Genomic DNA, 24,302 nt, shown 5'->3' with positions numbered 1-24,302 from the left:
TAGAAAGGAGCAAAGCGAAAACGTAAGGCTAAAACACTGATAAACAAAGAAAAAGAAAGGCATGTAGTGACACTTTTGAAAAAAAGAGAAAGCGAAAAACGCTTTTTTGCAATTATTCATGCCTGTTCTAGAATTCTTACGTTTTTGTAACTGTCAAACTCAGGAATCGTCTGCATACCTGCAAAACTTGTGTCCCCTTTTCGTTAGTTCTACGTCAAGTTCGTGGAGCATTATGTTGCTTAGTAATGGGGATAGCGGTCCCCCTTGTGGAGTCCCTTCTTCAGTTTCTATTACTACCCCATTTACCATTACCCCACTCTTGAGGTATTTCCTTATCAGGGATATCACTCTGCCATCTTTTACGTCTTTTGATATTATCCTCATCAGTTTGTCATGGTTGACTGTGTCAAAGTAGCGTTCTAAGTCTATGTCCACTATCCATGTGTGCCCTTCATTTAGGTATTCTTTGCTTTTCCGTATGGCTTGTTTTGCGTCTCGTAATGGCCTGAATCCATAACTGTTATCTACAAATTTCTTTTCGTAAATCGGTGTCAACACCTGGCCTATGGATTGCTGGATTACTCTGTCTATTGCTGTTGGTATGCCTAGTAGTCTTTTCCCTCCATCCGGTTTCGGTATTTCTTTCCTCCTTACCGGGTTCGGGGTGTACCTTCCCTCAAGGAGCTCTTGTCTTAATTCTTCTCCATGTTGTTTGAGATATCCAAAGAGTTCTTCTACTTTCATCCCGTCTATTCCGGGGGCTCCTTTATTGGCCTTTACCTTCTTGTATGCTTTATTCATATTATCCTTGGATAATATCTTTTCAAGCATCCCTTCACTGCATCCCTTATCATCGTTTCTTCCTCCTTCAGACGTAGAAGTTATACTAGGCGCTTCTACATTATTTTCAGGCTCTCCCTTATCTTCATGTAGGAAACCTTCTAATCGAAGTTGTATGCTTTTTCCGTGTCCCTTCGCATCTTTCAAGATTCGAAACCTCCTGTTGTTCAGTCCTTCCTCATCTTCCAATGAGTACTATGACTTCTGCTGACTTCTCAAGATTCAGCCATACATTGCTGCATGGGTTGCCTTAACAGCGTATTCTTGAGATCTCCCCAGGTAAGTGCAATAACTTTCATCCCATCTATCCGCCAGATTTACTCCGTGAAGTTCTGGATAGCTATTGGACTTCGTTTTGAAATGCAAACTCGTCCACTTCACTTAGCCTTGTATCTGGTTCTTATTCATCGGACCGGGACTTTGCCTTGGGCTTCCTTCAGATTCCACCTCACGATGGACACCCTTGCCTTCGACTAGTGGTTCCCGCTATCTGGTCCACAGCGGACTTTCACCGCTTAGCTATTGCGCATGCTGGGCGCACATTGAAAAACGCCCATGGAGGGCGTCTTTTCAGAAATTATTTCAATAATTCTTTTAGTTCTTCTATAGTTATTTCTAACAAGTTGTCTCCTATGTAATCTATCGTTTTTTCATCTGCTTTTCTTATCTTGTCTTTTATCTCTTCAGTTAGTTGGTTACCAAATCTTTTGCTTAATATTCTAATTGCAAATTCAAGTTTCCCTTCTCTTTCACCTTCTAATTTACCTTCCTTTCTCAACTTTTCAGCTATTGTCATCACTATTTCACCCCTTCCCTACTTTCCCTTCAATGTAGCTTTTGTGTTCCATCAGAATGTATATGTAGCCATCTTGCCCATTTATCCTTGTTTTATACAACTTTTTTATGTGCTTCATTAATTTATCTTTAAAGGAATTAATTGATAGACCTACTTCAAAAGATGTCTTCAAAATCTGTGTAGAAACTTTTGGTGAGTTTGTTTGCTTCTTTGGTGAGTTTGTTTGCTTCGTGGACTAGGTTAATTTACCTGAAGGATTAACATTAGTGGTGTAATAAAAAATGGGAAGAATTCTTTTTATTATTAAAATGTGAAAAAATTTTTGCTTTTAATAAGCCCCAATATAATTGAATAGTTTTAGTTAATTTTTCTTCTTTTAATAGAGTTGCAGGGTTTAACTTGCCTTTTTCTATAAATTCTTGGTATTCGCTTAAAACTTGCTTGGTTTCATCAAGAGATTGTTTTATGGAGTCTCCATATAACATTAAACCCATGGAGTATAGGTAAGTATAGTAGAGTTTTTCTTTTGTATCGTGGTATAGAATTAAGCCCGAATCTTTGCCTAATTTGTAGGCTCCCATCACCTTAAGCATTACAAGCTACCCCCTTCTTTTTGAAAAGCAAATAGAAACTTTAAGGCCCATAGAACTTAAGAGATAGCACCCTTCGCCCCGCAGCCCGCCCATTTAAGAAAAGAGAAGTTTTATCTCCTCACTTCCCTACTCTTTAAGAAAGTGGTCTGTAGACCTTAGATTTCACTTCAATACTATTAAGAAAGGGGGAAAGGCTTTACCTATTTATTATTATTTCAATATTTCTTTCAGTTCGTCTAATGTAATATTTAGAATGTTTTTCTTTATTTGGTTTATGGTTTCTTCGTTTGCTTTTCTGATCTTTTCTTCTAATCTTTTATCAAAATCTTCTCCAAACCTTTGGTTTAGAATTTCTATGATTAATTCTTTTCTTTCTTCAAGCTTACCTTTTCTTTCTCCTTCTCTTTTACCTTTTTCTACGCCTTCTTCAAACAATGAGGCTCCTATCTTTGTCATTCGTATCACCTCTTTCAGTTTGTTTAGGTACTCTTCCCTTACATAATTGTCTGAGAACCCTAATAACGATCCTATTACCGCTTCTTTTTTGTTTTCATCTGGTATCTCAATCGCTAACTCTAACGCCTCTTTTGTCACTTCTTCTTCGCTTTTTTCGTTTCTCATCAAGGGTAAGAATACTAAATCCATTAAGTCTTTATCCGTTAGTGATTCTCCTTTTTCTATCTTTCCTTTTATTTCTTTGTACCTTTTTATTCCATCGTACTTTATCATGAATACTTGTTGTACTTTGTATTTATTTGAACCCATGTCCAATTCATTTTCTGCACTTTCGTATTTCCCTGAGTATATTACCACCGTGTTTATCTTTCTTCTTTCTTTTTGGTATAACGCTATGTCGTATTGTGCAAATCTTAGTAAGTCTGCTTTCTTCCACGTGGTTTGAAATTCTAAGTGTAATAGTGAGTTGTCTTCTAGTTCGAATACAAAATCCATGTTTCTGTCTGATACGTTTATTACCGGTAGTTCTGTTGGTTTTACTGAGATTATCTTTGGTAAGTTTAATTCATAATATTCGATGGTTTTGTCTTTGAATAGCTCCGACATCTTTTTGAAGATAATGTCCTGACGATTGCGGGTTATGTTGGTGCCTTTCATCAGCTCCCCCTTTTGGTTACACGATAGTTTGTTGAACTGTTTATATTAACTATTTATATTAACTATTTATATTATACCATATGTTTTTGAAGGTGAGCTATCTTCTCGCCTAACTCTTGTATAATGAGTTTTATAGCGCCCTTCCCCCCGCTGCCCGCCCGTGTGGAAGAGAGACCTGCGGTCCCTTTCCCCGCTTTTCAACCATAAGGAAAGGGATCTTTATTAACACCCTTCGCCCCGCAGCCTGCCCTACATCTTTTTGTTTTATTCTTCTAATTCTGTGAAGCCTATTCCTATTGCCCCAGGCCCAGAATGAGCTCCAATTACTGCTCCCAACGTACCTGAGTATATTTTGCCTTCATAGTTTAGTTTTTCTTTGAGTTTTTCTATCATGTATTCTTCGTCTTCTTTACACATGGCGTTTCTTGTACAGATAATTGCTTTTTTAGGATCTTTTATTCTTTCGGAAATTATGTTGACCATTTCTTCTAATGATTTTCTTCTTGATCTAACTGCTTTTATCGGTTTTACTACTCCATTCACAAATTCCATTATCGGTTTTATATTTAATAGAGTGCCGACGAACTGTGTGGCGCCACCTATTCTTCCACCGGCTTTCATGTATTTCAAGGTTTTTACAGTGAATATTGTACTGGTTTTTTTGATCGATTCTTTGGCTATTTGAGAGATTTCTTCAAAATATTTTTTCCCACTTTTAATTATTTGTGCGATTTTTATTTCCAAAGCAGCCTGACCACATGTACAGGTTCTTGTGTCTATTAAGGTTATTTTTGCGTCTTGGTATTTCGCGGTAAAATCATTTTTTGCTATATTGGCATTTTGATAGCTTGCAGATAAATCGCTTGATATTGTTGTGACTATTATCTCTTTGAAACCTTTATCATATGTTTCTTTAAAAGCGTTGAACCAATCTTCTGGATTTGGTGCTGCAGTTTTTGGAGCTTTGTCTGGATTTTCAGCCATTTTTTTATAAAATTCTTCATCGGATATATCTTTGCCTTGAACAAGGTACTCTTTCCCATCAAAGGTTATGTAAAAAGGGATTTTTACGATATTATATTTTTCAAGAATTTCTGTTGGTAAATTGCTTGCTGCATCAACTATTTGTGCTGTTTTAGGCATAAAAAATCCTCCCTTAAATAGTTTTTTCAATTATAATTATAATTATATATCAATTTGCAAATAAAAATATACTACCCTATCACACAAATCCTGTATGATGAATTTTATAGCGCCCTTCCCCCGCTCCCCACCCGTGAGGAAGAGGGACCTGCAGTCCCTTAAACCCACGGGGGGTGAAGGGCTTCGCCCTGTGACCCTTTTAAAAAAAGTGCGTTTTTGTGAGCTGCGCTTAGTCATTATTTGCGCCCCTTCGCCCCGCAGCCCGCCCATCTAAGGAAGAGCTTCTGTCGCCCTTTCACTCCCGCAGCCCACCCGTGAGGAAGAGGGACCTGCGGTCCCTTAAACCCTGTTTTTCACCCATAAGGAAAAGGGAAAGAGCTCCATCTGTATCCCATGCCCTATAAGGAAGCGTAAGGGGGACAAAATCGCTCTGACAAAAGTGAGAAATATTGAGGGGAAGAATGCTCAGTGGATCTTAAAGGAAAGGGAAGAGTCTATAATCGAGCATATAGAACTCTTTTGAGATAATCAGTTATTTTCGATGAATTTTTCTATACTTTTAATGAATTGTCTAATGTCATCCAAATTTTCTGTTATTATATCGTACAGCTCTTCTTGAGAGATCATGTGATACATATGGACCAATCTATTCCGATAACCAGCCATTTGAATTAATTTCTGGCTCAAATTCATGTTTATAATATCTTTTTCTCCAAGCCCCAAAGCAATAGCTTTATACTCAGTGGACATGTCTATGCTACCTGTCTTAGCTAATATATGCCTTCCAATATCAAAGATTGCTTCTAAAGACCTTCGGAGAAAGCTTTCAGCGGCTGCAGGGTTTCTTCTATCTCGTAGAAATTCTTCTTTTGATAAGTGAGATAATATTTCTAATTGAATTAGATAGTCATTGATGAATATCAATCTATCTCTAATAAGCTCTTTATTTATCATCTTTCATTTCTCCTCGTACTTTTCTAATACTTCTTTATGGTATAAATCGAGGACATATTTAAAATCCGCAGCACGCCTTAATATCATCATTTCATATTCATCTTTGAAACTTTCCGATTCACTATATACGCATATGCCTTTTAACGCTTCAGTCTGGAATACAGAATGAGTTTCTTGCAAAAATACCAGATCTAATTTGTGAGGTTTGAATAATTCTTCTAATTCATTGTATATACTGGCATAAAGCTTGTATCTTTGCTTTATAGTATCCAAATCAAACAAAAAAACTATTCCCACATCTATGTCTGTGAGGGGATCATCTATTTTTATATCATTATCATCATTGTTTTTTAGTAACTGATAAGCCTTTTCTTTCTGTGAACCAAACAAATAGACTAACCCTATTTTATATTTTTTACACAAATCTTTTATGAATTCTAATTTGTTCTGAACCATGTTGTTCACCTGCTTAATTCTTTTGTATTTAAATCTTATACTGTCTTGGGAAACTTTAAAAAGATAGATGCAGCGTCCCTTTCCCCCGCTCCCCACCCGTGAGGGAGAGGGACCTGCGGTCCCTTAAACCCACGGGGGTGAAGGGCTTCGCCCTGTGACCCTTTTAAAAAAGTGCGTTTTTGTGAGCTGCGCTTAGTCATTATTTGCGCCCCTTCGCCCCGCAGCCCGCCCATCTAAGGAAGAGATTCTGGCGCCGATTCTCCCGCAGCCCGTCCATATGAGGATTAAATTGATTTTTACTATTTTAATTATATCATATCTTTTTGAAGGTGAGTTATTTTATCATATACTTCCGTATAATAAGTTTTATAGCGCCCTTCCCCCGCTCCCCACCCATCTAAGGAAGGGACCTGCGGTCTCTTAAACCCACGGGGGGTGAAGGGCTTCGCCCTGTGACCCTTTTAAAAAAGTGCGTTTTTGTGAGCTGCGCTTAGTCATTATTTGCGCCCCTTCACCCCGCAGCCCGCCCATCTAAGGAAGGAAAATTAGGGCTTCGCCTCTTTACCCACCCGTTTAAGGAAAAAAGCTTTACTTTTTCTAAAAAATCATTGTTATGAGAATTGGAACGGAAAGAGAAAGTATTACTCCTTGTCCAAAGGCTATTAGAGTAGTTTCTTTATCGGTGCTTTTTGCTATTACTCCGAGCATTGTGTCCATTGAAGTGGCTCCTCCAATTGATGCTGCTCCTAGAGGAGACCATTTAGCAACTAAGGGAATTAAAACTATTGCTAAAATTTCTCTAATTACATTTGCAGTGAAAGAAATTGCTCCTAAAACAGGGGAGTAGAGATTGCTGATCATAACCCCTGAAAGAGAGTACCAACCGAATCCTGCAGATGCGCCTAGTGATTCTTTTAAATTCAAGTCCGTAAAAAATATTACCAAAGAGCCAAAGATAAGACTTCCTAATATGGTTAAAATTGATTGAAAAAGTATATTTTTCATGTTGACTTTTAATTTTGAGAGTATCTTTTCTTCACTGCCAATATCAACCCCAACGCTAAAAACTAAAAACATTAGTAAAATAGTTGTTAAATTGTTCGGGATATTAAAGTTAAAATAGATACCGGATATTATTCCAGCAATGACTGCAGATAATAGCAATATCATTTAGACTTCTCCTTTTTAAAAAACTTTTCGTAAATAGAAGTGAAAAGAACGCTCCCAACAATGGAAAAAACTGCTATGTATAAAGCTGTGATTCCAATTTCTTTAATTTGAGAAATCAAAGTGTCATCGTTGCCAATTTCATAACCCATGAAAAAGAGCAACAGAACTGTTGACCATAAGACGGGTTTAATTTTTTTCAACCATTTTAGCCTTCCTTTTAATCCAAAAAAAAGGCCAATTGAAAAAGCTATAAGTATCCCAACCATCATAATGGATCACCTCGCAGCTTGTCCATGAGGAAAAGTAAAGGACTCCATTCTGGAGCCCCTATATTTTTAAAATTTCCCCATTTTTTTTAGTTTTTCCGATATTTTTCTTACGTCTTGGGAGTTTTCTTCTTTTGTGATTAAGATACCGTTTTCTCCTTCAACTACTATAATATTTGATAATCCAATTATTCCTACAAATTTATCGGATTTAACGAACACATTTTTTCCATTTATAACTTCAACGTTTTCGTCGTTATCTGAGTATCCTTGCAGTTCTCTTACTGATACCCAGTTTCCTACATCAGACCATGTAAAATCTGCTTTAACTACATAGACTTTATCAGATCGCTCTAATAGGGCGTAATCGATGCTTATTTTTTCGATACTGGGCATGATTTTTCTTAAATTATCTGTATCCCATGGAGAGATGTTTATGAGTTTATTATATATATCAGAAGAATGTTTTTTCATTTGTTCTAAGAATGTGCTTTTTTTCCATACAAAGATCCCGCTGTTCCAATAGAAGTTGCCTTTTGATAGAAAAGTTTTAGCTGTTTCAGGATCTGGTTTTTCTTTGAATGAATTGACTTTGTAAGTAGAGTTGCTTATTGGTTTTCCTGCTTCTATATAACCGTAACCAGTTTCTGGCCTGGTTGGCGTTATTCCTAAGGTGAATAGTCCGTCGAATTCTTGCGCACCTTGTATTGCCTTTGATAGGGTGTCCCAAAATTTTGATTTGTCTGGTATGTAATGATCGGCAGGGAGTATTGTTACTATCTCATCATCTTGGGCTGTTAGAGTTCCTATCATACAAGCTGGTGCGGTGTTTCTTGGAATTGGTTCTAAGATGATGTTGTCTTTTGGTATTTCTGGGATTTCTTTCATCGTTAGTTGTTGGTATCTTTCTGATGTGATGATAAAGATGTCTTTGGGCTCCATTTTGTAGCGCATTCTTTCATAGGTTTCTCTTATGAGGGTTTTGTCTGAGAAAAGTTTTAGAAATTGTTTTGGTGTTTTTGAGTTTGATAGAGGCCAGAATCTTTCTCCTGAGCCTCCTGCAAGGATTATTGCCTTCATAACTAACCTCCCTTTATAGCTTTTAGCGCCCTTCCCCCGCTCCCCACCTCTCTTCGGAAAGGGACCTGCGGTCCCTTAAACTCTGCTGGGATGAGGGCTTCGCCCTTGGACCTTTTTAAAAGTGGAGTGTTTTTTGTGAGTTGATTGATTATAGGTTTTTTGTAAGCAGCATTTAGCCATTATTTGCGCCCCTTCGCCCCGCAGCCCGCCCATGAGGAAAAGGTTCTTTTTTAGCGTCCTACCCCCGCTGGCCCACCCATAAGGATAAAAAGTTCTATCTTCTCATCACAACAACCCGCCCATTTAAGGAAAGAGGAAAGGATTGCACCGTTCTACCCGTGAGGAAAAGGTTCTTTGTTAGCGCCCTACCCCCGCAGCTCACCCATAAGGAAAAGTTTCTTTTTTCTTTTCAACCCGCACAGCCCGCCCATAAGGAAAGGACCTTTATTTTATTAGGAATTTGAAATATAGTCCACCTAGAGGTGGTAGTGTGAGTATTATGGATTGTTCTCTTCCATGCATGGGTATGTCTTGAGAGTATACTTCTTTTGGATTGTCTACTCCGCTTCCGTAGTATTGTGTCCAGTCGGTGTTGAGTATTTCTTGGTATACGCCTTTTTTTGGTACGCCTATCCTATAGTTATCCCTTGGTACTGGTGTGAAATTGAAGACGCAGACGATGATTTCGTCTTCGTTTTCTGATTTTCTTATAAAAGATATTACACTGTTGTCCGCATCGTTGAAGTCTATCTATTCGAAGCCTTCATAACGGTGATCGATTTCAAATAATGCTGGGTGATTTTTGTACAGTATATTTAAGTCTTTTAAAAATAGTTGTGTTTTTTTGTGAGGTTCGTATTGTAATAGGTGCCAGTCTAAACTGTTGGAGCAGTCCCATTCTTTTCTTTGGGCTATTTCACTTCCCATAAAGAGTAAATTTTTCCCAGGATGGGCATACATGTAGGAGTAAAAGAGTCTTAAGTTTGCGAATTTTTGCCAATCATCACCTGGCATTTTTTCCAAAAGGGACCTTTTGCCATGTACGACTTCGTCATGAGAAATGGATAAGATAAAGTTTTCGGAAAAAGCGTATACTAAAGAAAATGTGAGGTCGTTTTGATGGTATTTTCTAAAGATTGGGTCTTTGCTAAAGTATCTTAGTGTGTCGTTCATCCACCCCATGTTCCATTTGAATGCAAATCCTAAGCCTCCTTCATGAACCGGCGTAGTTACTCCTGGAAATGCCGTAGATTCTTCTGCAATGGTTACAATCCCAGGGAAGTATTGATAGGCGACGGTGTTGAGTTGTTTGATGAAATCAATGGCTTCAAGATTTTCTCGCCCACCGTATTTGTTGGGAATCCATTCTCCATCTTGTCTGCTGTAGTCTAAGTATAGCATTGAAGCCACAGCGTCTACCCTTAAGCCGTCGATGTGGTATTTATCCAACCAAAATAGTGCGTTTGTCAATAGGAAGTTTTTAACTTCAGTTCTTCCGTAATTGAATATGTATGTTCCCCAGTCTTTGTGTTCTCCCAATCTACTGTCAAGGTGTTCGTAAAGCGCCGTGCCATCGAATCTTCCCAAAGCATGTGCGTCTTTTGGGAAGTGCCCAGGTACCCAGTCAACGATGACGCCTATACCTTCTTGATGCATTTTATCTACAAAGTACATGAAGTCTTCGGGTTTTCCAAACCTGCTTGTTGGGGCATAGTAGCCTGTTACCTGGTATCCCCAAGAGATGTCTAAGGGGTGTTCGCTTACAGGTAATAGTTCTATGTGGGTGAAATGGTTTTCTTTAAGGTATGCTGAAAGTTTTTCCGCTAATTCCCTATAATTTAGAAATTGATTTTCTTCTTTTCTTGCCCAGGAGCCTAGATGGACTTCATAGATTGACATCGGTTCTTTTATCCAATTTTTATTTTTTCTTTCTTCCATCCATTTGGAGTCGTTCCATGTGTGTTTGTTTTGTATGTCGTATACAATGGCGGCTGTTTTGGGCCTTACTTCAAAGTAAGTTCCGTAAGGGTCTGTTTTTAGTAAGAGGTCTCCATTTTGAGTTTTGATTTCAAATTTGTATAAGTCTCCTTCAACAACACCAGGAACGAAGATTTCCCATATTCCTGATTGACCTAAGACCCTCATTTGATGTATTCTTCCATCCCAATTGTTGAAGTTACCAACGACGCTGACTCTTTTAGCGTTTGGTGCCCACGTTGAGAATAAAACCCCTTCGGTTCCGTTTATTTTCATTGGGTGCGCGCCTAGTTTTTCGTATATTTTGTAATGGTTCCCTTCGTTGAAGAGATATCTGTCGTATTCAGATATGACTGGTAAAAAAGAGTAGGGGTCTTTGTAAGTCCAGGTGTTGCCGTTGTAGTCTGTGCATTTTATTTCGTATTCAAATATTTGGGATCCTGGGATCTTTTTTTCAAAGAGTCCAGCTTCGTGGATTTTATCGAGTTTGACGGTGGTGTTTTTAGAAATCAAATATGCTTCTTTTGCAAAGGGTTGTAGAACCCTTATGACTAAGTTTTCTTTGTCGAGTTCTCTTAAGCCTAGATAGATAAAGGGGTCGTGACATTCTGCATTGACAAGCATGTTGATTTCTTTTTCCGTTAGTATTGGCATGTGTTGCCACCTCCTTTTGTGTTAGCCCCCCTTCGCCCCGCAGCCCTCCCATAAGGAAGAGGTTCTTTGATAGCGCCCTTCCCCCGCTCCCCACCCGTGAGGAAGGGGGTATGTACCTTTTCATCCCAAAAAGCCCTCTCATCTAAGGAAATGGGAAAGGGTTTCTCCCGCAGCCCATCTAAGGGGTTTTATTAATTTAGGGTAAAGTATGTGCCGTTTTCTTGGGAGAGTTTCCCATCTATTTCTAGTTGCATTATAGTGGATAATATTGTTGAGACGTCTTCTTTTAAGGTTTCACATATTGAGTCTAAGTTATTTTTCCCTTCGTTTATTAGTTTTAGTATTTTTTCTTTTACCTCCATTTCTTCAAGATTTTCAGAGGGACTTTCCCCTTCTAAGTTGGTTATTCCAAATAACTCTTTTAGGTGTTGTAAAGAGATTATGGGGGTGGCGCCAGAGTAGATTAGATAATTAGTACCGTATGAATTTAACCTTGTTATATCCCCTGGTACGGCTAATACTTCTCTTCCATAATCGAGTGCGTATCTTGCGGTTATTAGTGATCCACTTTTTTTAGCGGCTTCCACAACTATGGTTTTTTCAGATAGAGCTGCAATTATGCGGTTTCTGTACGGGAATGTGTATTTTGTTGCCCTGGTACCTGGGAAATATTCTGATATTATTAGCCCTTCTTCTTTTATTTTGTTGTAGAGTGATTCGTTGGATTTTGGATATATTATGTCTATCCCGTTACCTAGAACGGCAATCGTTTTTCTTGCGTTTCTTTGGGCTATCGAATCTATTCCATATGCCATTCCACTTACTATAGTGTAGCTGCTCAGGACTTTGGCGATTTCAGCACATATAGATTTTCCGTAATCTGTGGCTTTTCTTGTTCCAACAATGGAGACTGTTTTGCTTTTTAAAAGCGATGGATCACCGAAATAGTAAAGAATTACTGGAGGGTCGTTGATGATTTTTAATAGATCTGGATATTCTTCGTCCCAGTAAGTGATTATGCCTAAATCTTTTATTTTGTCTAAGCTTTGAACGATTTTTCTTTTGTTTTCTTCGAATTCTTCTTTGAATAGTGTGGGTGATGTGTTTGTTTCTGTGTATTCTAAGAGTTCTTTGTTGGATTTTTTATATACTTCTTTGAGGGTTATGATGTCTAGTATGTTCAATGATTGTGAAAGCCTCCTTCCACCCTTTTTCCCGCTAGTATCAATTTCTTATTTTTGTGGAATGATTTTTATTGTTTTTTTGTAAGCTACGCTTAGTCTTTATTAGCGCCCCTTCGCCCCGCAGCCCACCCTTTTTAGGAAGGGACCTGCGGTCCCTTTAACCCAAACATTGAAGGGTAAACCCCTTAAGGTCTCCGAACGCACCCATAAGGAAAAGAGTTCTTTATTTAGCGCCCTTCCCCCGCAGCCCGCCCATAAGGGAAAGAGGTCTTTCCTTTAACTGCGCTCCCTAGACCATTCAGAGAAGAAGATCGGAGGGTGAATGAGCAGATTTCTACCTCCGTTTTTTCTGAATGTCAAAGAGATTAGTTGGGCGTCTTTTTCTTTGTTTCCGTAGGCGATATATATGTGTTGAGGTTCTAAATTATTTTTTTCTAAGATTATTAATACGTCTGAAAGGACGTAAGGATGAATTATAAAACAACCTAGTCCTTTGTTTTTTAAAAGGTATTTTGAAGCATAGATGAAATCTTCTAATACCTTTAAGTCTTCAGCTGATCTGGCAATTTTTCTATCGCTGATTTGACTTTTTAATCCATCAAAGTAGTGTGGAGGATTTGAAATTATATAGTCTATAGATTCTGTGTCAAAATGATTTTTGACGTTTTTTACTTCTGTATTGAGGAATTCTACGTTGTTTATTTCGTTTGTTTCTTTGTTTTGTAAGGAGTATTCATATAGTTCTTTTTGTATTTCTATACCTATTATTTTGCTGTTTGGTAGCATTTTCCCAATTACAAGGCTGACGTGCCCTATGCCACTTCCGAGTTCGACGATGGTGGAGTTGTCTTTTGCTGGATGAGTGGCTAATAATAGTACACTTGCATGTGTTGGGAGATGATGTTTGTTGGGTGTTTTTAGTTTTAGTGATCTGTAAATTTGGTCTATTTGATGGATTTTGGTGGTTGTGTCCATATGTTAGCGCCCTTTCACCCCGCTCCCCACCCTTTTTAGGAAGGGGCCTGTGGTCCCTTAAACTCTGCTAGAATGAGGGCTTCGCCCTGCGAACCTTTTTAAAAGTGGAGCGTTTTTTGTGAGTTGATTGATTAAAAGTTTTTTTGTAAGCTGCGCTTAGTAATTATTTGCGCCCCTTCGCCCCGCAGCCCACCCATGTGGAAGAGGGACCTACGGTCCCTTAGACTCTGTTTTTCACCCGTGAGGAAAAGGGTCTTTATTTGCGCCCTTCCCCCGCTCCCCACCCGTAAGGAAGGGGGTCTGTACCTTTTACCCCGCGGCCCGCCCATCTAAGGAGCTTCAAAAGGGCTTTGCCCTTTTATTCTGTTTTTAGAAATATTGAATATTCCCCTATATTTAGTCTTTCTATTTTAGTATCAATGCTGTTCATGAATGAGAATGTTTCAATGTTCATTAATTTTATAGTAGAAGTTTCCATTATCGTTCTGCTGTTTATAGATGAGTTGAAAAGGTCTATTGTTGAGTTTTTGAATAATGATTCTGCCACGTTATTTAACGATATTTCTTTTAAGTAAGTATTATTGGTATAAACACCAGATGAGTTTGTTATTTTAACGTAGTCCGATATAGATGAGTCGTAAATGCAAATTCTCCCTATGCTTTGTGTGTCAATTGAGCTGTAATTATCCAGGGTTGAGTTTTTAAGAAATAATAATTTCCCTTTGCCTGTAAATTTGATGTTTTCAAAGTCTGTGTCGTAGGCGATTATGGTTCCACCGTTTAGTGCTATTTCTCCTTCTCCAAATATATGAGTTTTATCAAATCCTGGCATTAAAAACATTAACCCTTCAACAACCACAGTCGCACCGTTATATAATCTGATTTGGTTTCCAGATTCTACCAAAAATGTTTTCCCTTCGGGTATTAGTATATCAGAAGCTATAACAAAGGGCGTGTTAATTTGTGGCAAGAAAAGGTTTTTGTCTACTTTGTTTATCGTACCAGAGGCATATGGAACGAGAGCCTCTGAGAGAGTGATTACCGGATCTGAAGGTAACCCGTATGTTCCATTGTTGGTAACTTTTCTTACAAAAATAATATCATAATTTGGGTTTTCAATGAACGTGTTTTTTAATTCAAAAATTTTTTCCCAGCCAAATATTTCATCATATTTTTCGACAACGTAATTTTGATAGTTGGGATCATATCGCCAAGATATGTAATCCATGTCTTCAGAGATTAGCCGTGCCGTAATTTCAGGCGGGGTAGGGATTTGATCGTCAACGTTAAAATTTACAAATTTCTCGGTTTTATTTTTGTTTGAGTCAAAAACAATCATAGTTGCATTGTTTGTTGGCTTTAGTAACAATTCTGATGGGTATTTAACTTTATCTCCATCATCTATGAGAACTAAAAAGTTATCATCCCAGTCATCAGAAATCTTCATATTGATTTCTGAAAAAAGATTAACGCTTACAATGTCTGAGTTTATAACCGGAGGTTTGTCAATGTCCGTATCTATTTCGATCGGGTGATTGTAAGTGTTTTCGACATCATCTTTGAACTGTAGAACGTAATTTTTAATTCCGGAATTTTTGGTCATTTTTATTGAGAAACTGTCTTGTAACGAAGTCGAAGAGGCTAATTCTGTTTCGTTGTAGTATAAAGAGACTTCAGAAAAGTCTTTTTCATCTACTTTGTATTCTAAATTTAAATTGCCTGCCGATAGTTCTTGGTTGAAATATGATGGTTTTGGTGGAGTGGAATCAAAAGTTATGTTTGTGGCATATTCAGTGATAATTCTGTTTTTGTTATCTAAAAATTTGATATTGATTGTGTGGAGGCCATCGTTGATGTTGTAAAGCGCCTCTTTGCCCCGCGGCCCACCCGTGAGGAAGAGTGTCTTTGTTAGCGCCCCTTCGCCCCGCAGCCCACCCATAAGGAAAGAGGAAGAAGCGGCTTCCTCGCCGTCCATAAAGATGGAGGAGGAAGTTTCTTCGTCGTCCATAAGAATGGAGGAGGAAGCTTCCTCACCATCCATAAGGGAGGAAAAAGTCTCCTCCTCACTCATAAGATAGGAAGGAGCAATCTCCTCACCGTCGATAATTATTTCCACGTTTTCATAGTAAAAGTTTGTTTTTATCGTTAACGGGATATTTGGGGAAATTTTGGTTGGAATTACGATTTCAAAATCAACATTAGAATTACCAACGTATTGACATCCCGAGAGTAATATTATTAACATCGAGAATAATACTATCTTAGAAACTAGCTTCAACACTATTCCACCTCATAGAAAAGTTCAAGTAAAGGTGAATCGTTGGGTATTACTAATACACTGTTGTTGAAAGAGTCTTTGTAAATGTCTGTTATTTTTTGGAGTTCGAAGAAATCTTGATCCAAGGAATAAGCTTCTGAGTAAATGTTTATTGCACTTGCCTCACCTGTTCCTCTTATGATATCAGCTTCTTTTTGGGCATCTGATCTTATTATACTTGCTTGTTTGTCAGCTTCGGCTTTCATTCTTTGGGCTTCTTTTTCTCCTTCAGCCCTTAATTGAGCAGCCATGGCGTACCTTTCACTTTTCATCCTTTCGTATACAGCTTCAGTGTTCTCTTGAGGTAGATCGGTTCTTTTGAGCCTTACGTCAACTACGTTTATTCCAAAATCTTCGAGTGATGCCTCACTGCGATTTTTTATTTCTTCCAGGATTGCAAGCCTTTCTATTGAAAGGACCTCAGGAAATGTGTAATTTCCTATAACATCTCTTGCATGAGAATAAACGATGTCGTCGATTCTTGTCTTAGCAACTTCTACGGTCCTGAGTGTTTCAATGAACTTTTGAGGATCTTCTATCCTCCATATTGCATATGTATCGGCTAAGATAGTTCTTCTGTCGGAAGTTATTACTCTTTCTACGGGTATGTCATAGATCATGATTCTTTTCTCGAGTTTAACTACGTTGTCTATAAAGGGAGTTTTTACATATATTCCTGGTTCCGTTTTTATGCTTATAATATTTCCAAATCTAAGGACTATTGCCTGCTGAGTTTGATCAACGATGTAGAAAGCCGTAAAACTAAAGAGAATTACAAAAAAAGCTACGATTATAACTACTGCCCATAGCGTCGTATTTTTCATTGTGCATCACCACCAATAAATTCACTTAAATCCAAAAAGTTCAAGGTGTCTCCTTTTTCTGAGACTACTTGTATCTTTGAATTTTTAATCATTTGTTGTACAGAGTCTAATATTAATCTTTTTCTTGTAATGTCTTCGGAGTTTTGGTATTCTTCCAGTAAAGCTTTGAATCTTTCTGCTTCTCCTGTTGCCTTGGCAACTTGTTCATAGGCATAAGCTTGCGCGTCGTTTAAGATTCTTTGAGCTTCTCCTTCAGCTCTTGGAATAATGTCATTGCCGTACCTTTGTGCTTCGTTTATTGCTGTTTGTTGGTCTTGACGTGCGTTGTTCACATCATCGAAAGCTGGAACCACAGGTTCTGGTGGTGTTACTGCTTGGAGATAAACGTTTTGTATTAGAATACCAGAGTTGTAACTGTCTAGTATGGACTGAACTCTTTCAGCTGTTTCCATGGCAATTTGATCTCTCTCTGTAGTCAAGACGTTTTCTAACTCTGACAGAGCAACACGTTCTCTAAGTACGCTTTCAGAGGTCGATTTAACTAAGTCGTACCCTTGAATTACATTGAAGGCATACGCTACTGGGTCATTTACCCTATACTGAACCACCGCTTCTATACTAATTATATTTTGATCTCCAGTGATCATTTCTGCTTCATCAGTGTATGAACTGTATGTGGGGGTTCTTCCAGTGCTGGTAGTTCTAAAACCTAGTTCAACCTTATTTATTGTTCTTACATCGACTATAACATGGGATTGAACAGGGTAGGGTAGATGAACGTGTAAGCCTGGTCCTGCGGTGGATTTGTATTCACCGAATGTCTTAACTAATGCTACTTCAGAAGGTCCTACCTGATAAACACCGGTTAAAAGGTAAACACCAATCGCAATAATAACAGCAATAATAATTATATTGCGCCATCTATGACCTTCATGATTGTTACCCTCATCGTCAAATTCTTCGTTGGGATTGAAGATTTCATATTCAGCCAAAATTACTCACCTCTTTTAAAAGTATGAAATACTAAGCGATAGCGCCCTTTCACCCCGCAGCCCGCCCATTTTAAGAAAGGACCTACGGTCCTTAAACCAGCTGGGGGGAGGGCTTCGCCCTGTGACCCATTTGAAACTAGATTTTTTGTAAATTAGTTGTTTGCAAAGTCATTTTGTAAGCTTTGCTTGGTCTTTATTAGCGCCCTACCCCCGCAGCCCACCCATAAGGAAAGGGATTTTTCCCTATTTTGCTTAATAAAAGTTTTTTTGCATAGAACAGCAAAAGGGCTTAAAATTAATTATAACATAAAAGTTGCATATGTTAGAAGCTTTTTTAATCTAATCTATTTAAATTTCAAAAATACATTTGAGGTTATAGAGTGTTATAATTAGTATAATATAAGGTACAGTATCAACTTCTTCTCTCCTTAACTTGTATGGAGAGCGAAGGGTAAAGCTCTCAACTCCTTCCATTAATAGGAGTGTAAAGCGAAGGGCGGAGCTCTTCTAATCTTTTCCTTATGGGTGGGGAGCGGGGTAAAAGGGCGCTAAATCATCATCACTTTTGGAGGTAAAATATGGTTGATAAAAACAAATATCGAATCCTCGTTACTGGGGGTGCGGGTTTCATAGGTTCAAATTTAGTTGATAGATTGATAAAAGAAGGCCATTCCGTAGTTGTTATAGATAATCTTTCCACAGGAAATGTAGAATTCTTGTCACCTATGGCTCTTTTTTACCAACAAGATATTAGAGATTATAATGTTTTGGAGAAAATATTTGAAACACACAAGTTTGATTATGTTTTTCATTTAGCGGCACAGATTTCTGTTCCCGATTCTGTTAAAGACCCAAACTGGGACGCCGAAATCAATGTGATGGGTACTTTGAATTTATTGAAATTATCCGTTAAGTACGGGATTAAAAAGTTCGTATTTTCTTCTACAGGAGGGGCTATTTACGGTGATAACGCTCCTATTCCCACTTCAGAAGATTACTGCCCACATCCTATTAGCCCTTATGCTATTTCAAAACTTGCTTGCGAAAAGTACATAGAGTTTTTTTCACTCCAATATGATCTGAATTACACCATATTGAGATATGCCAACGTATATGGCCCAAAACAAACCCCAAAGGGAGAAGCAGGGGTAGTGGCAATCTTCACTCAAAATATGGTTGAGAAAAAAGAGATAGTTATTTACGGTGATGGAGAACAGGTACGAGATTTTGTACATGTTTTTGATGTCGTTGAAGCCAACTTTTTATCAATAAATAAAGCGGATAAAGAGACGATAAATATTTCAACCAACACAAAGACCACCGTAAACGAGCTTTTTGAAGTGATGAAAAGGAAAACAGGCTATGAAAATGACCCGGTTTATAAGCCAGAAAGAGATGGGGATGTGAAGATAAGCTTACTTTCGAATGCTAAGGCAAAAAGTATTTTAGGATGGAAGCCTAAATACGATTTAGAAAAAGGGGTGGAAAACACCATTGAGTGGTACACAACCTCTTTATGAGATAATTAGACCAAAAAAGGTTGACGAGGTACTGGGTAACGAAAAGTTGAAAGAAATACTTAAAACCTGGATAAAGAATAAAAAGGTTAGATCTTTCATTATATATGGTGAACCTGGCAGCGGTAAGTCTACGATTGTAAGGGCTTTAATAAACGAAATAAAAGATTATTACGATGTTTTTTCTATTTCAGGGGCTATAGAAGGAAAGAAAAAAATTAAGGACATAATAGAGCAAAAGAATAATCTTTTTTCAAAACCCAAATTATTATTTGTTGACGAAATACATCGATTAAATAAAGCCGAACAAGACACCTTACTTTTAAGTGTTGAAACAGGCGAATTAACTCTCATAGGGGCGACCACAGAAAATCCAGCTATTAGTGTAAATCCTGCTTTGTTATCGAGGGTATTAGTTTTTAAAACTAAAGGACTAACTGTTGACGATTATGAAAAATTATTCCAACAAATAGAAGATTATTACAAAGATTTGAAAATTACAAAAGAGGCACGCAAAGCACTGATAGAATATGCTGGAAATGATCTTCGAAGGATAATGAATTTAATAGAAACAGCAAATGAAGCTGGGATCAATTCAATTGATTTAGAATTTCTAAAAGATTTCACCGGGTATAGACTAACTTACGATAAAAATGCAAAATACAGCTTAATTTCTGCATATATAAAAAGTATGAGGGGTAGCGATGTGGACGCCGCATTGTTGTACCTTGCTTATATGCTTGAAAGCGGCGAGGACCCTATGTATATTGCAAGAAGGATGGTTATTTTATCTGCCGAAGATGTTGGTTTGGCTGATCCTAACGCCTTAAATATCGCTGTATCAGCGATGATAGCTACTGAACATGTTGGTTACCCCGAATGTTATCTTCCATTATCTGTAGCTACAATTTATCTATGTTCATCACCAAAATCTAATTCAGCATACCTAGCCTACGCTAAAGCCAAAGAGTTTATAAGCCAAAATAATTTCGAGATACCCCCTAAATTGATAAATCCTTTGAACAAAAGAATGAAAAAACAAGGTTTTGGAGAGGGGTACAAGTATCCTCACGATTATGGAGGTTTCGTTAGAGAAAGTTACATGCCAGAAGGTTTTGAAAATACCCAATTTTACACGCCAAAGGAAATTGGCATTGAAAAGCGTATAAAAGAACGATTAAAAGATCTATGGAAAAATAAGAAGAACTACTGAACAACGATTAATGAAATTTTTTTCATAAAAATTCGAAAAAGTTAGCATTATTGAAATTTTCTTCATTATTTAGGAATAATTGGCAATAAACATCTTAGATTACTGTTAATTAGTTTTTTTCTACTTGACAATCTCTGTAAACTTTACTATAATTGTTTATGGGATTGAAAATATTGTTAAGTAGTAATAATATATTGTAATTTTAAGTTTTTGTTGTGGGTAGGTTGGTTTCAATTATGATTTACAAATCGCAAAGGAGGGGTATTATGAGGAAAGTAGCGACTTTTTTGTTGGTTACATTTGTTTTGATTTCTGCTTTTGCCTTAGCAGAAAAGGGACCTATGCCGGATAAGGTGTATTTCGATGTGAGAATGCAACAAGATGTCGCAATACAAGATGTGGTGATTGATAATTCTAATATTTTGTGCCATTGGGGCGGTAATTCAGTACTAACTGGCGAATGTCCATACTGTTAAAATTTGGCAATTTTCTCAGGCTGTACCATGAAAATAGTTTATGTGGTACTTGATAAAGCTAATCGGTGATATGTCAAGTTGTAAAAATCAAAAAAATTGTTAAAAATTAGCGTAACTGACAGTCCCCATACTTTCAGCAAAACACAAAATAGACTTGAAAAAAAGAAAAAAGGAATAATTGCCTGATTAGCGTTTTCTCCAAGTCAGTTCTACGAGTTTAGCCAAATTATCATGAGATTGAAAAGAAGTTAAGAATAGAACTCAGTCAAAGCAGCACAAGATGTAGCACCATATATATCGGAAAAGGGCTTATCCCTATTATTCACAGCCAATTCACTGAATTTCAAATAAATGTTGGAAAGCATCCAATTCTTTTCAGAAACGAGTGTATGAACTAAATGGAACCTATGGCGTGTAAGTCTTTGTAAAGCCAAAAACTGAGAACCACGCCAAGGGGAAGAAGAAATCTTGCCACATCTAGCGAAATCGGCTATGACGTAAGCGTCCAAATGATCTGTTTTATCGATATCGACAAAAGTCTTTTTGTAATTGGCGGTAGTTTTTGGATTAAGCTGGTACACAAGAGGTTTAAAAGGCAAAAGTTTCTTATTGGTTGACAGGAAATTGGCTATGTGAGTACTGTAAAAAGAAGTAGCTTCCAAAGCGATAACGACATAATCAAGGTTGTTAGAAACAAGGCAATTGGAGATAGCCTCAGCAATGTATTCAGCACCTATTCTGTTATTTTTAGTATCAAAATCAAGGAGTTTATTGTTTTGGAAATCAATTGCACAAACTGTATTAGTTAGAGAACTCACATCGATACCGACAAACAAAGTAGATAAAACGTCGTAATTCATAGTTATTTTACCACCTTTCGAAAAAAGATAAAGGATGAAAGAAAGAGATGCCCTAATCTTAGCAGCCAAAGGCAACCTCGCGCTCTATGAGCATCCACCAATGAAAAATAGCCTTGCTGATGGCCTAATCAAGGGTGATGCAGTAATCGGTTAGCAAGTTGACTGCTAAGTCAGGAAACAAGCTTTTTAGGCAACGGCCAAAAGGCCTTGCAGGGGGGGAAGGAATCTTCCGTCGCTAATAATCCTGGTACTATTTTAGCATTAGGGCATCTCTTTACAAAAGAAATAATAAAAAAGATCAAAAGACAGATTTTTAATACCATTTTTTAAGTTTCATAACTATACATATTATACGAGGAGGGGTATTATGAGGAAAGTAGCAACTTTTTTGTTGGTTACTTTTGTTTTGATTTCTGCTTTTGCCTTAGCAGAAAAGGGACCTATGCCGGATAAGGTGTATTTCGATGTGAGAATGCAACAAGATGTCGCAATACAAGATGTCGCAGCTGGAAATGTGGATGTCTTTTTAACCGGTGTTGGGGCTCCAGTGATTAATTCTTTGCCTCAATCGGTACTTGAAAACTTGGATATTTACAACATTCCATCAGGTTCTTGGTCTTTATTACTCAATCCTATACCAAACGAGCCTCCCTATACAGTGAATGTTGACGGTGTGGAGTATTTCAATCCGTTGGCGATTCAAGAAGTAAGGTTTGCTATGAACTTCCTAATTAATAGACAGTATTTAGTCGACGAGATTCTTCAAGGTGCAGGTGGAGTAATGTATACGATGGCAACCCCAGGACAGCCGGGTACACAACCGTACCTTGATATAACTGCAAATATGGGTTTTACACCAGAAGGTAACCAAGAGCTAGCTTTTGAAATGATAGAGAACGCTATGAATGAGGCTGCCAATTTGCCTGAAAATAAAGGAAGGTTGGTAAAAGACGGTCAATGGTGGACTTTCGATGGACAACCAGTCACGTTGAAATTCTTAATTCGTGTAGACGATCCTACAGGAAGGTTGCCAGCAGGTAGATACATAGCAGATCAAATTGAAAAAGCTGGTATAAAGGTTGAAAGATTAGAATTAGACAGATATGCAGCAGTGGATATCGCTTATTACTCAGATCCCGCCGATCTACAATGGCATATATACACAGAAGGTTGGGGTGCGGGTGCTACGAGAAAGTACTGGCACCATATTGTTGCCCAAATGTATGCACCTTGGTATGCTAATATGCCAGGAGGTCAAGAGCCAACATTTTGGAATTATGAACAAGATGAGATTGATGATCTAACTCAAAAGGTTTATTCAGGAAATTTTGCAACAGAAGAAGAATATTGGGATATGATTCTGAGGGCAACTGAACTGGGTATAAGAGATTCTGTTAGAATATATCTGGCCTACCAAGAAGACTTCTATGTTGCGAACAAAGATCGATTCAACAGACGAATGGTTTATGGACTTGGAGACGGATTGAATCAGTGGTCTATTTTAACAGCTGATACGGTTGATCGAGTTTTGAGGGTCACTCAATTCTCTGCCCAAGGATCTTTGTTCATGGGTGCTTGGGACCCTGTAGGAACGGATGGATTCAACGATGTGTATTCCATAAACGTTGCCTCCAATATGTACGACTACGGTATGTTTGAAAGTCCAGCCTCAGCTGATATTACACCTGCAAAAGTTGTTCCAAGGATGGATACATTAGACACCAAATTTGAAATTGATGAAAACGGTGAAATGGTTGGTTTAATAAAGGTCCCCGAGGATGCTATTAAATTTGATCCTGACAGTAAAAAATGGGTACCTGTAGGACCAGGCGTTACATCTATAAGTGTTTGTACTTACGACATAATATACGGTGTGTGGAATCATGGGCTCTCTGAAAGCTTAGTGGATTATATGTATGAACGATCCTATTCATGGGACCTTTCAGTTGATTCTGGACAAGGTGACTCAAGGTACGATGCAACTTACTCTGCTTCTGCAATGCCCGGATTAGAAGTTGAGGTTGCAAGAAAAGTAAATAAAGATGGTTCAATAACCGTATGGTTTGATTACAACTTTCCAGTTGATGATATGTACTTAGCTTCTTGGGGAGCCCCTGATTGGACAGTTTCTGAATCAGGACAACCAATAGGTGTTTCTTGGGAAATTGTTGAAGCTTTAACAAGATTGGTTGAACATGGAGGCGCATCAGGAAGAGAGTACACGTTCTCATCAACAGCCGCAGGTGGGAACGTCTACGAAGTGGATGTACTTGAGCCTGCAACGGTTAACGATATTAAAGCGGAACTACAAAAGATGATAGATGAAAGGTACGTACCTATTTACATTAAAGATATGATTACACCTGATGAGGCTGTTGAAAGATATCAAACTGCACTTAATTTTGTTAATGAATACAATCATGCTTATATTGGGAATGGTCCCTTCAAGATGACAAAATATGATCCAAGTGCACGTTTTGTCGAATTAACCGCTGTTAGAGATGAGAGATACCCATTCGAACGCGGATACTGGAATGAGTACTTTGAAACCGTCAGACTGAACGTTGATAGTATAAATCTTGCTTTTGCTGCTATAAGAGGGTTAGACTTACCAGTTACGATCTATGTATCTGAGGTTCTTTACCCATACGATACATATTCCCCCGCTCCTCAAGGGGACGTGGAAGTTTCTTTGATCACACCAGAAGGGCCAAAAACTTTCAAGGCTGAAGTAGAAACAGCTGGAACATTTGTTGCAACTATACCTGGAGACGTGCTTAATACATTAGAACCTGGTACTTATGCGGTTGTAGTAACTGCAAGATCAGAAGGAGCAATTCCATCCACTTATTCAACAACAATCGTTGTGTATTAACCTTCTAAAAAGTCATTTTTAAAGTTT

21 protein-coding genes and 2 pseudogenes are annotated in these 24,302 nt (G+C 37.9%); 4 read left to right on the top strand and 19 right to left on the bottom strand.

Annotated elements, in window-relative coordinates; translation table 11 throughout:
* Positions 1–165: 165 nt before the first annotated feature.
* The 18 genes and pseudogenes from ltrA to hflK all read right to left on the bottom strand — a co-directional run.
* Positions 166–987: pseudogene (ltrA, locus tag X927_RS07370) on the bottom strand (group II intron reverse transcriptase/maturase); the annotation flags it as partial.
* 75 nt (positions 988–1,062) lie between these two features.
* The gene (locus X927_RS10210; RefSeq protein ID WP_169925173.1) at positions 1,063–1,206 is read right to left on the bottom strand and encodes a hypothetical protein; all 144 of its coding nucleotides are present in this window, start codon (positions 1,204–1,206) and stop codon (positions 1,063–1,065) included.
* Between the two features lie 211 nt (positions 1,207–1,417).
* The gene (locus X927_RS07365; RefSeq protein ID WP_169925184.1) at positions 1,418–1,636 is read right to left on the bottom strand and encodes a DUF4351 domain-containing protein; all 219 of its coding nucleotides are present in this window, start codon (positions 1,634–1,636) and stop codon (positions 1,418–1,420) included.
* A 7-nt stretch (positions 1,637–1,643) separates the two neighbouring features.
* Positions 1,644–1,808: an Rpn family recombination-promoting nuclease/putative transposase gene (locus X927_RS10475; RefSeq protein WP_103077443.1), complete on the bottom strand. Its 165-nt coding sequence runs from the start codon at positions 1,806–1,808 to the stop codon at positions 1,644–1,646.
* Positions 1,809–1,899: 91 nt separating this feature from the next.
* Entirely contained in the window at positions 1,900–2,229 is a 330-nt protein-coding gene (locus X927_RS07355) for a hypothetical protein (RefSeq protein WP_103065656.1), read from the bottom strand.
* Between the two features lie 210 nt (positions 2,230–2,439).
* Complete coding sequence (locus tag X927_RS07350) at positions 2,440–3,342, bottom strand: RpnC/YadD family protein (protein ID WP_103077442.1); 903 nt, start codon at positions 3,340–3,342, stop codon at positions 2,440–2,442.
* A 264-nt stretch (positions 3,343–3,606) separates the two neighbouring features.
* Entirely contained in the window at positions 3,607–4,485 is an 879-nt protein-coding gene (locus X927_RS07345) for a DegV family protein (RefSeq protein WP_103077441.1), read from the bottom strand.
* Between the two features lie 528 nt (positions 4,486–5,013).
* On the bottom strand, positions 5,014–5,439 hold the full coding sequence (gene hepT, locus X927_RS07340; protein WP_103077440.1) for a type VII toxin-antitoxin system HepT family RNase toxin: 426 nt from the start codon (positions 5,437–5,439) through the stop codon (positions 5,014–5,016).
* Positions 5,440–5,442: 3 nt separating this feature from the next.
* Positions 5,443–5,895, bottom strand: coding sequence for a nucleotidyltransferase domain-containing protein (locus X927_RS07335; RefSeq protein WP_103077439.1), 453 nt, complete (start codon positions 5,893–5,895; stop codon positions 5,443–5,445).
* 597 nt (positions 5,896–6,492) lie between these two features.
* Entirely contained in the window at positions 6,493–7,065 is a 573-nt protein-coding gene (locus X927_RS07325; protein ID WP_103077437.1) for a LysO family transporter, read from the bottom strand.
* On the bottom strand, positions 7,062–7,334 hold the full coding sequence (locus X927_RS07320; protein ID WP_103077436.1) for a LysO family transporter: 273 nt from the start codon (positions 7,332–7,334) through the stop codon (positions 7,062–7,064). The genes X927_RS07325 and X927_RS07320 overlap by 4 nt, the downstream gene beginning before the upstream one ends.
* Positions 7,335–7,400: 66 nt before the next feature.
* Positions 7,401–8,411 (bottom strand): mannose-1-phosphate guanylyltransferase, encoded by a 1,011-nt coding sequence (locus X927_RS07315; protein ID WP_103077435.1) that lies wholly within the window; start codon positions 8,409–8,411, stop codon positions 7,401–7,403.
* A gap of 444 nt (positions 8,412–8,855) precedes the next feature.
* Positions 8,856–11,042 (bottom strand): annotated as a pseudogene (gene glgB, locus X927_RS07310) (1,4-alpha-glucan branching protein GlgB).
* Between the two features lie 191 nt (positions 11,043–11,233).
* Positions 11,234–12,226, bottom strand: coding sequence for a DNA-processing protein DprA (gene dprA, locus X927_RS07305; RefSeq protein ID WP_169925191.1), 993 nt, complete (start codon positions 12,224–12,226; stop codon positions 11,234–11,236).
* A gap of 276 nt (positions 12,227–12,502) precedes the next feature.
* Positions 12,503–13,201, bottom strand: a complete 699-nt coding sequence (locus X927_RS07300; protein ID WP_103077433.1) for a tRNA1(Val) (adenine(37)-N6)-methyltransferase — start codon at positions 13,199–13,201, stop codon at positions 12,503–12,505.
* A gap of 358 nt (positions 13,202–13,559) precedes the next feature.
* Positions 13,560–15,482, bottom strand: coding sequence for a hypothetical protein (locus tag X927_RS07295; RefSeq protein WP_146026595.1), 1,923 nt, complete (start codon positions 15,480–15,482; stop codon positions 13,560–13,562).
* Positions 15,482–16,342, bottom strand: a complete 861-nt coding sequence (hflC, locus tag X927_RS07290; protein WP_103077431.1) for a protease modulator HflC — start codon at positions 16,340–16,342, stop codon at positions 15,482–15,484. Before hflC ends, X927_RS07295 begins: the two co-directional genes overlap by 1 nt.
* Positions 16,339–17,334, bottom strand: a complete 996-nt coding sequence (gene hflK / locus X927_RS07285; RefSeq protein ID WP_103077430.1) for an FtsH protease activity modulator HflK — start codon at positions 17,332–17,334, stop codon at positions 16,339–16,341. Before hflK ends, hflC begins: the two co-directional genes overlap by 4 nt.
* Before the next feature lie 578 nt (positions 17,335–17,912).
* On the opposite strand from hflK, the gene X927_RS07280 reads away from it, so the two are divergent.
* The 3 genes from X927_RS07280 (at position 17,913) to X927_RS07270 (ending at position 20,540) form a co-directional block, all read left to right on the top strand.
* A complete protein-coding gene (locus tag X927_RS07280; protein ID WP_103077429.1) occupies positions 17,913–18,854 on the top strand; it encodes an NAD-dependent epimerase/dehydratase family protein in 942 nt (313 codons plus the stop codon).
* Positions 18,829–20,064 carry a replication-associated recombination protein A gene (locus tag X927_RS07275; RefSeq protein WP_103077428.1) on the top strand — a complete coding sequence of 412 codons (1,236 nt, stop codon included), beginning with the start codon at positions 18,829–18,831 and terminating at the stop codon, positions 20,062–20,064. The genes X927_RS07280 and X927_RS07275 overlap by 26 nt, the downstream gene beginning before the upstream one ends.
* Before the next feature lie 266 nt (positions 20,065–20,330).
* The gene (locus X927_RS07270; protein ID WP_103077427.1) at positions 20,331–20,540 is read left to right on the top strand and encodes a hypothetical protein; all 210 of its coding nucleotides are present in this window, start codon (positions 20,331–20,333) and stop codon (positions 20,538–20,540) included.
* A 248-nt stretch (positions 20,541–20,788) separates the two neighbouring features.
* Here X927_RS07270 and X927_RS07265 read toward each other — a convergent pair whose 3' ends face one another.
* Positions 20,789–21,400: an IS110 family transposase gene (locus X927_RS07265; protein WP_024271099.1), complete on the bottom strand. Its 612-nt coding sequence runs from the start codon at positions 21,398–21,400 to the stop codon at positions 20,789–20,791.
* Between the two features lie 367 nt (positions 21,401–21,767).
* Between X927_RS07265 and X927_RS07260 the strand changes: the two genes are divergently transcribed.
* Positions 21,768–24,275 carry an ABC transporter substrate-binding protein gene (locus tag X927_RS07260; RefSeq protein ID WP_103077426.1) on the top strand — a complete coding sequence of 836 codons (2,508 nt, stop codon included), beginning with the start codon at positions 21,768–21,770 and terminating at the stop codon, positions 24,273–24,275.
* The last annotated feature ends 27 nt before the right edge of the window (positions 24,276–24,302 follow it).

This window comes from Petrotoga mexicana DSM 14811, from assembly GCF_002895565.1.
GTDB lineage: Bacteria > Thermotogota > Thermotogae > Petrotogales > Petrotogaceae > Petrotoga > Petrotoga mexicana.
This window is presented reverse-complemented; position numbering and strand designations above follow the sequence as displayed.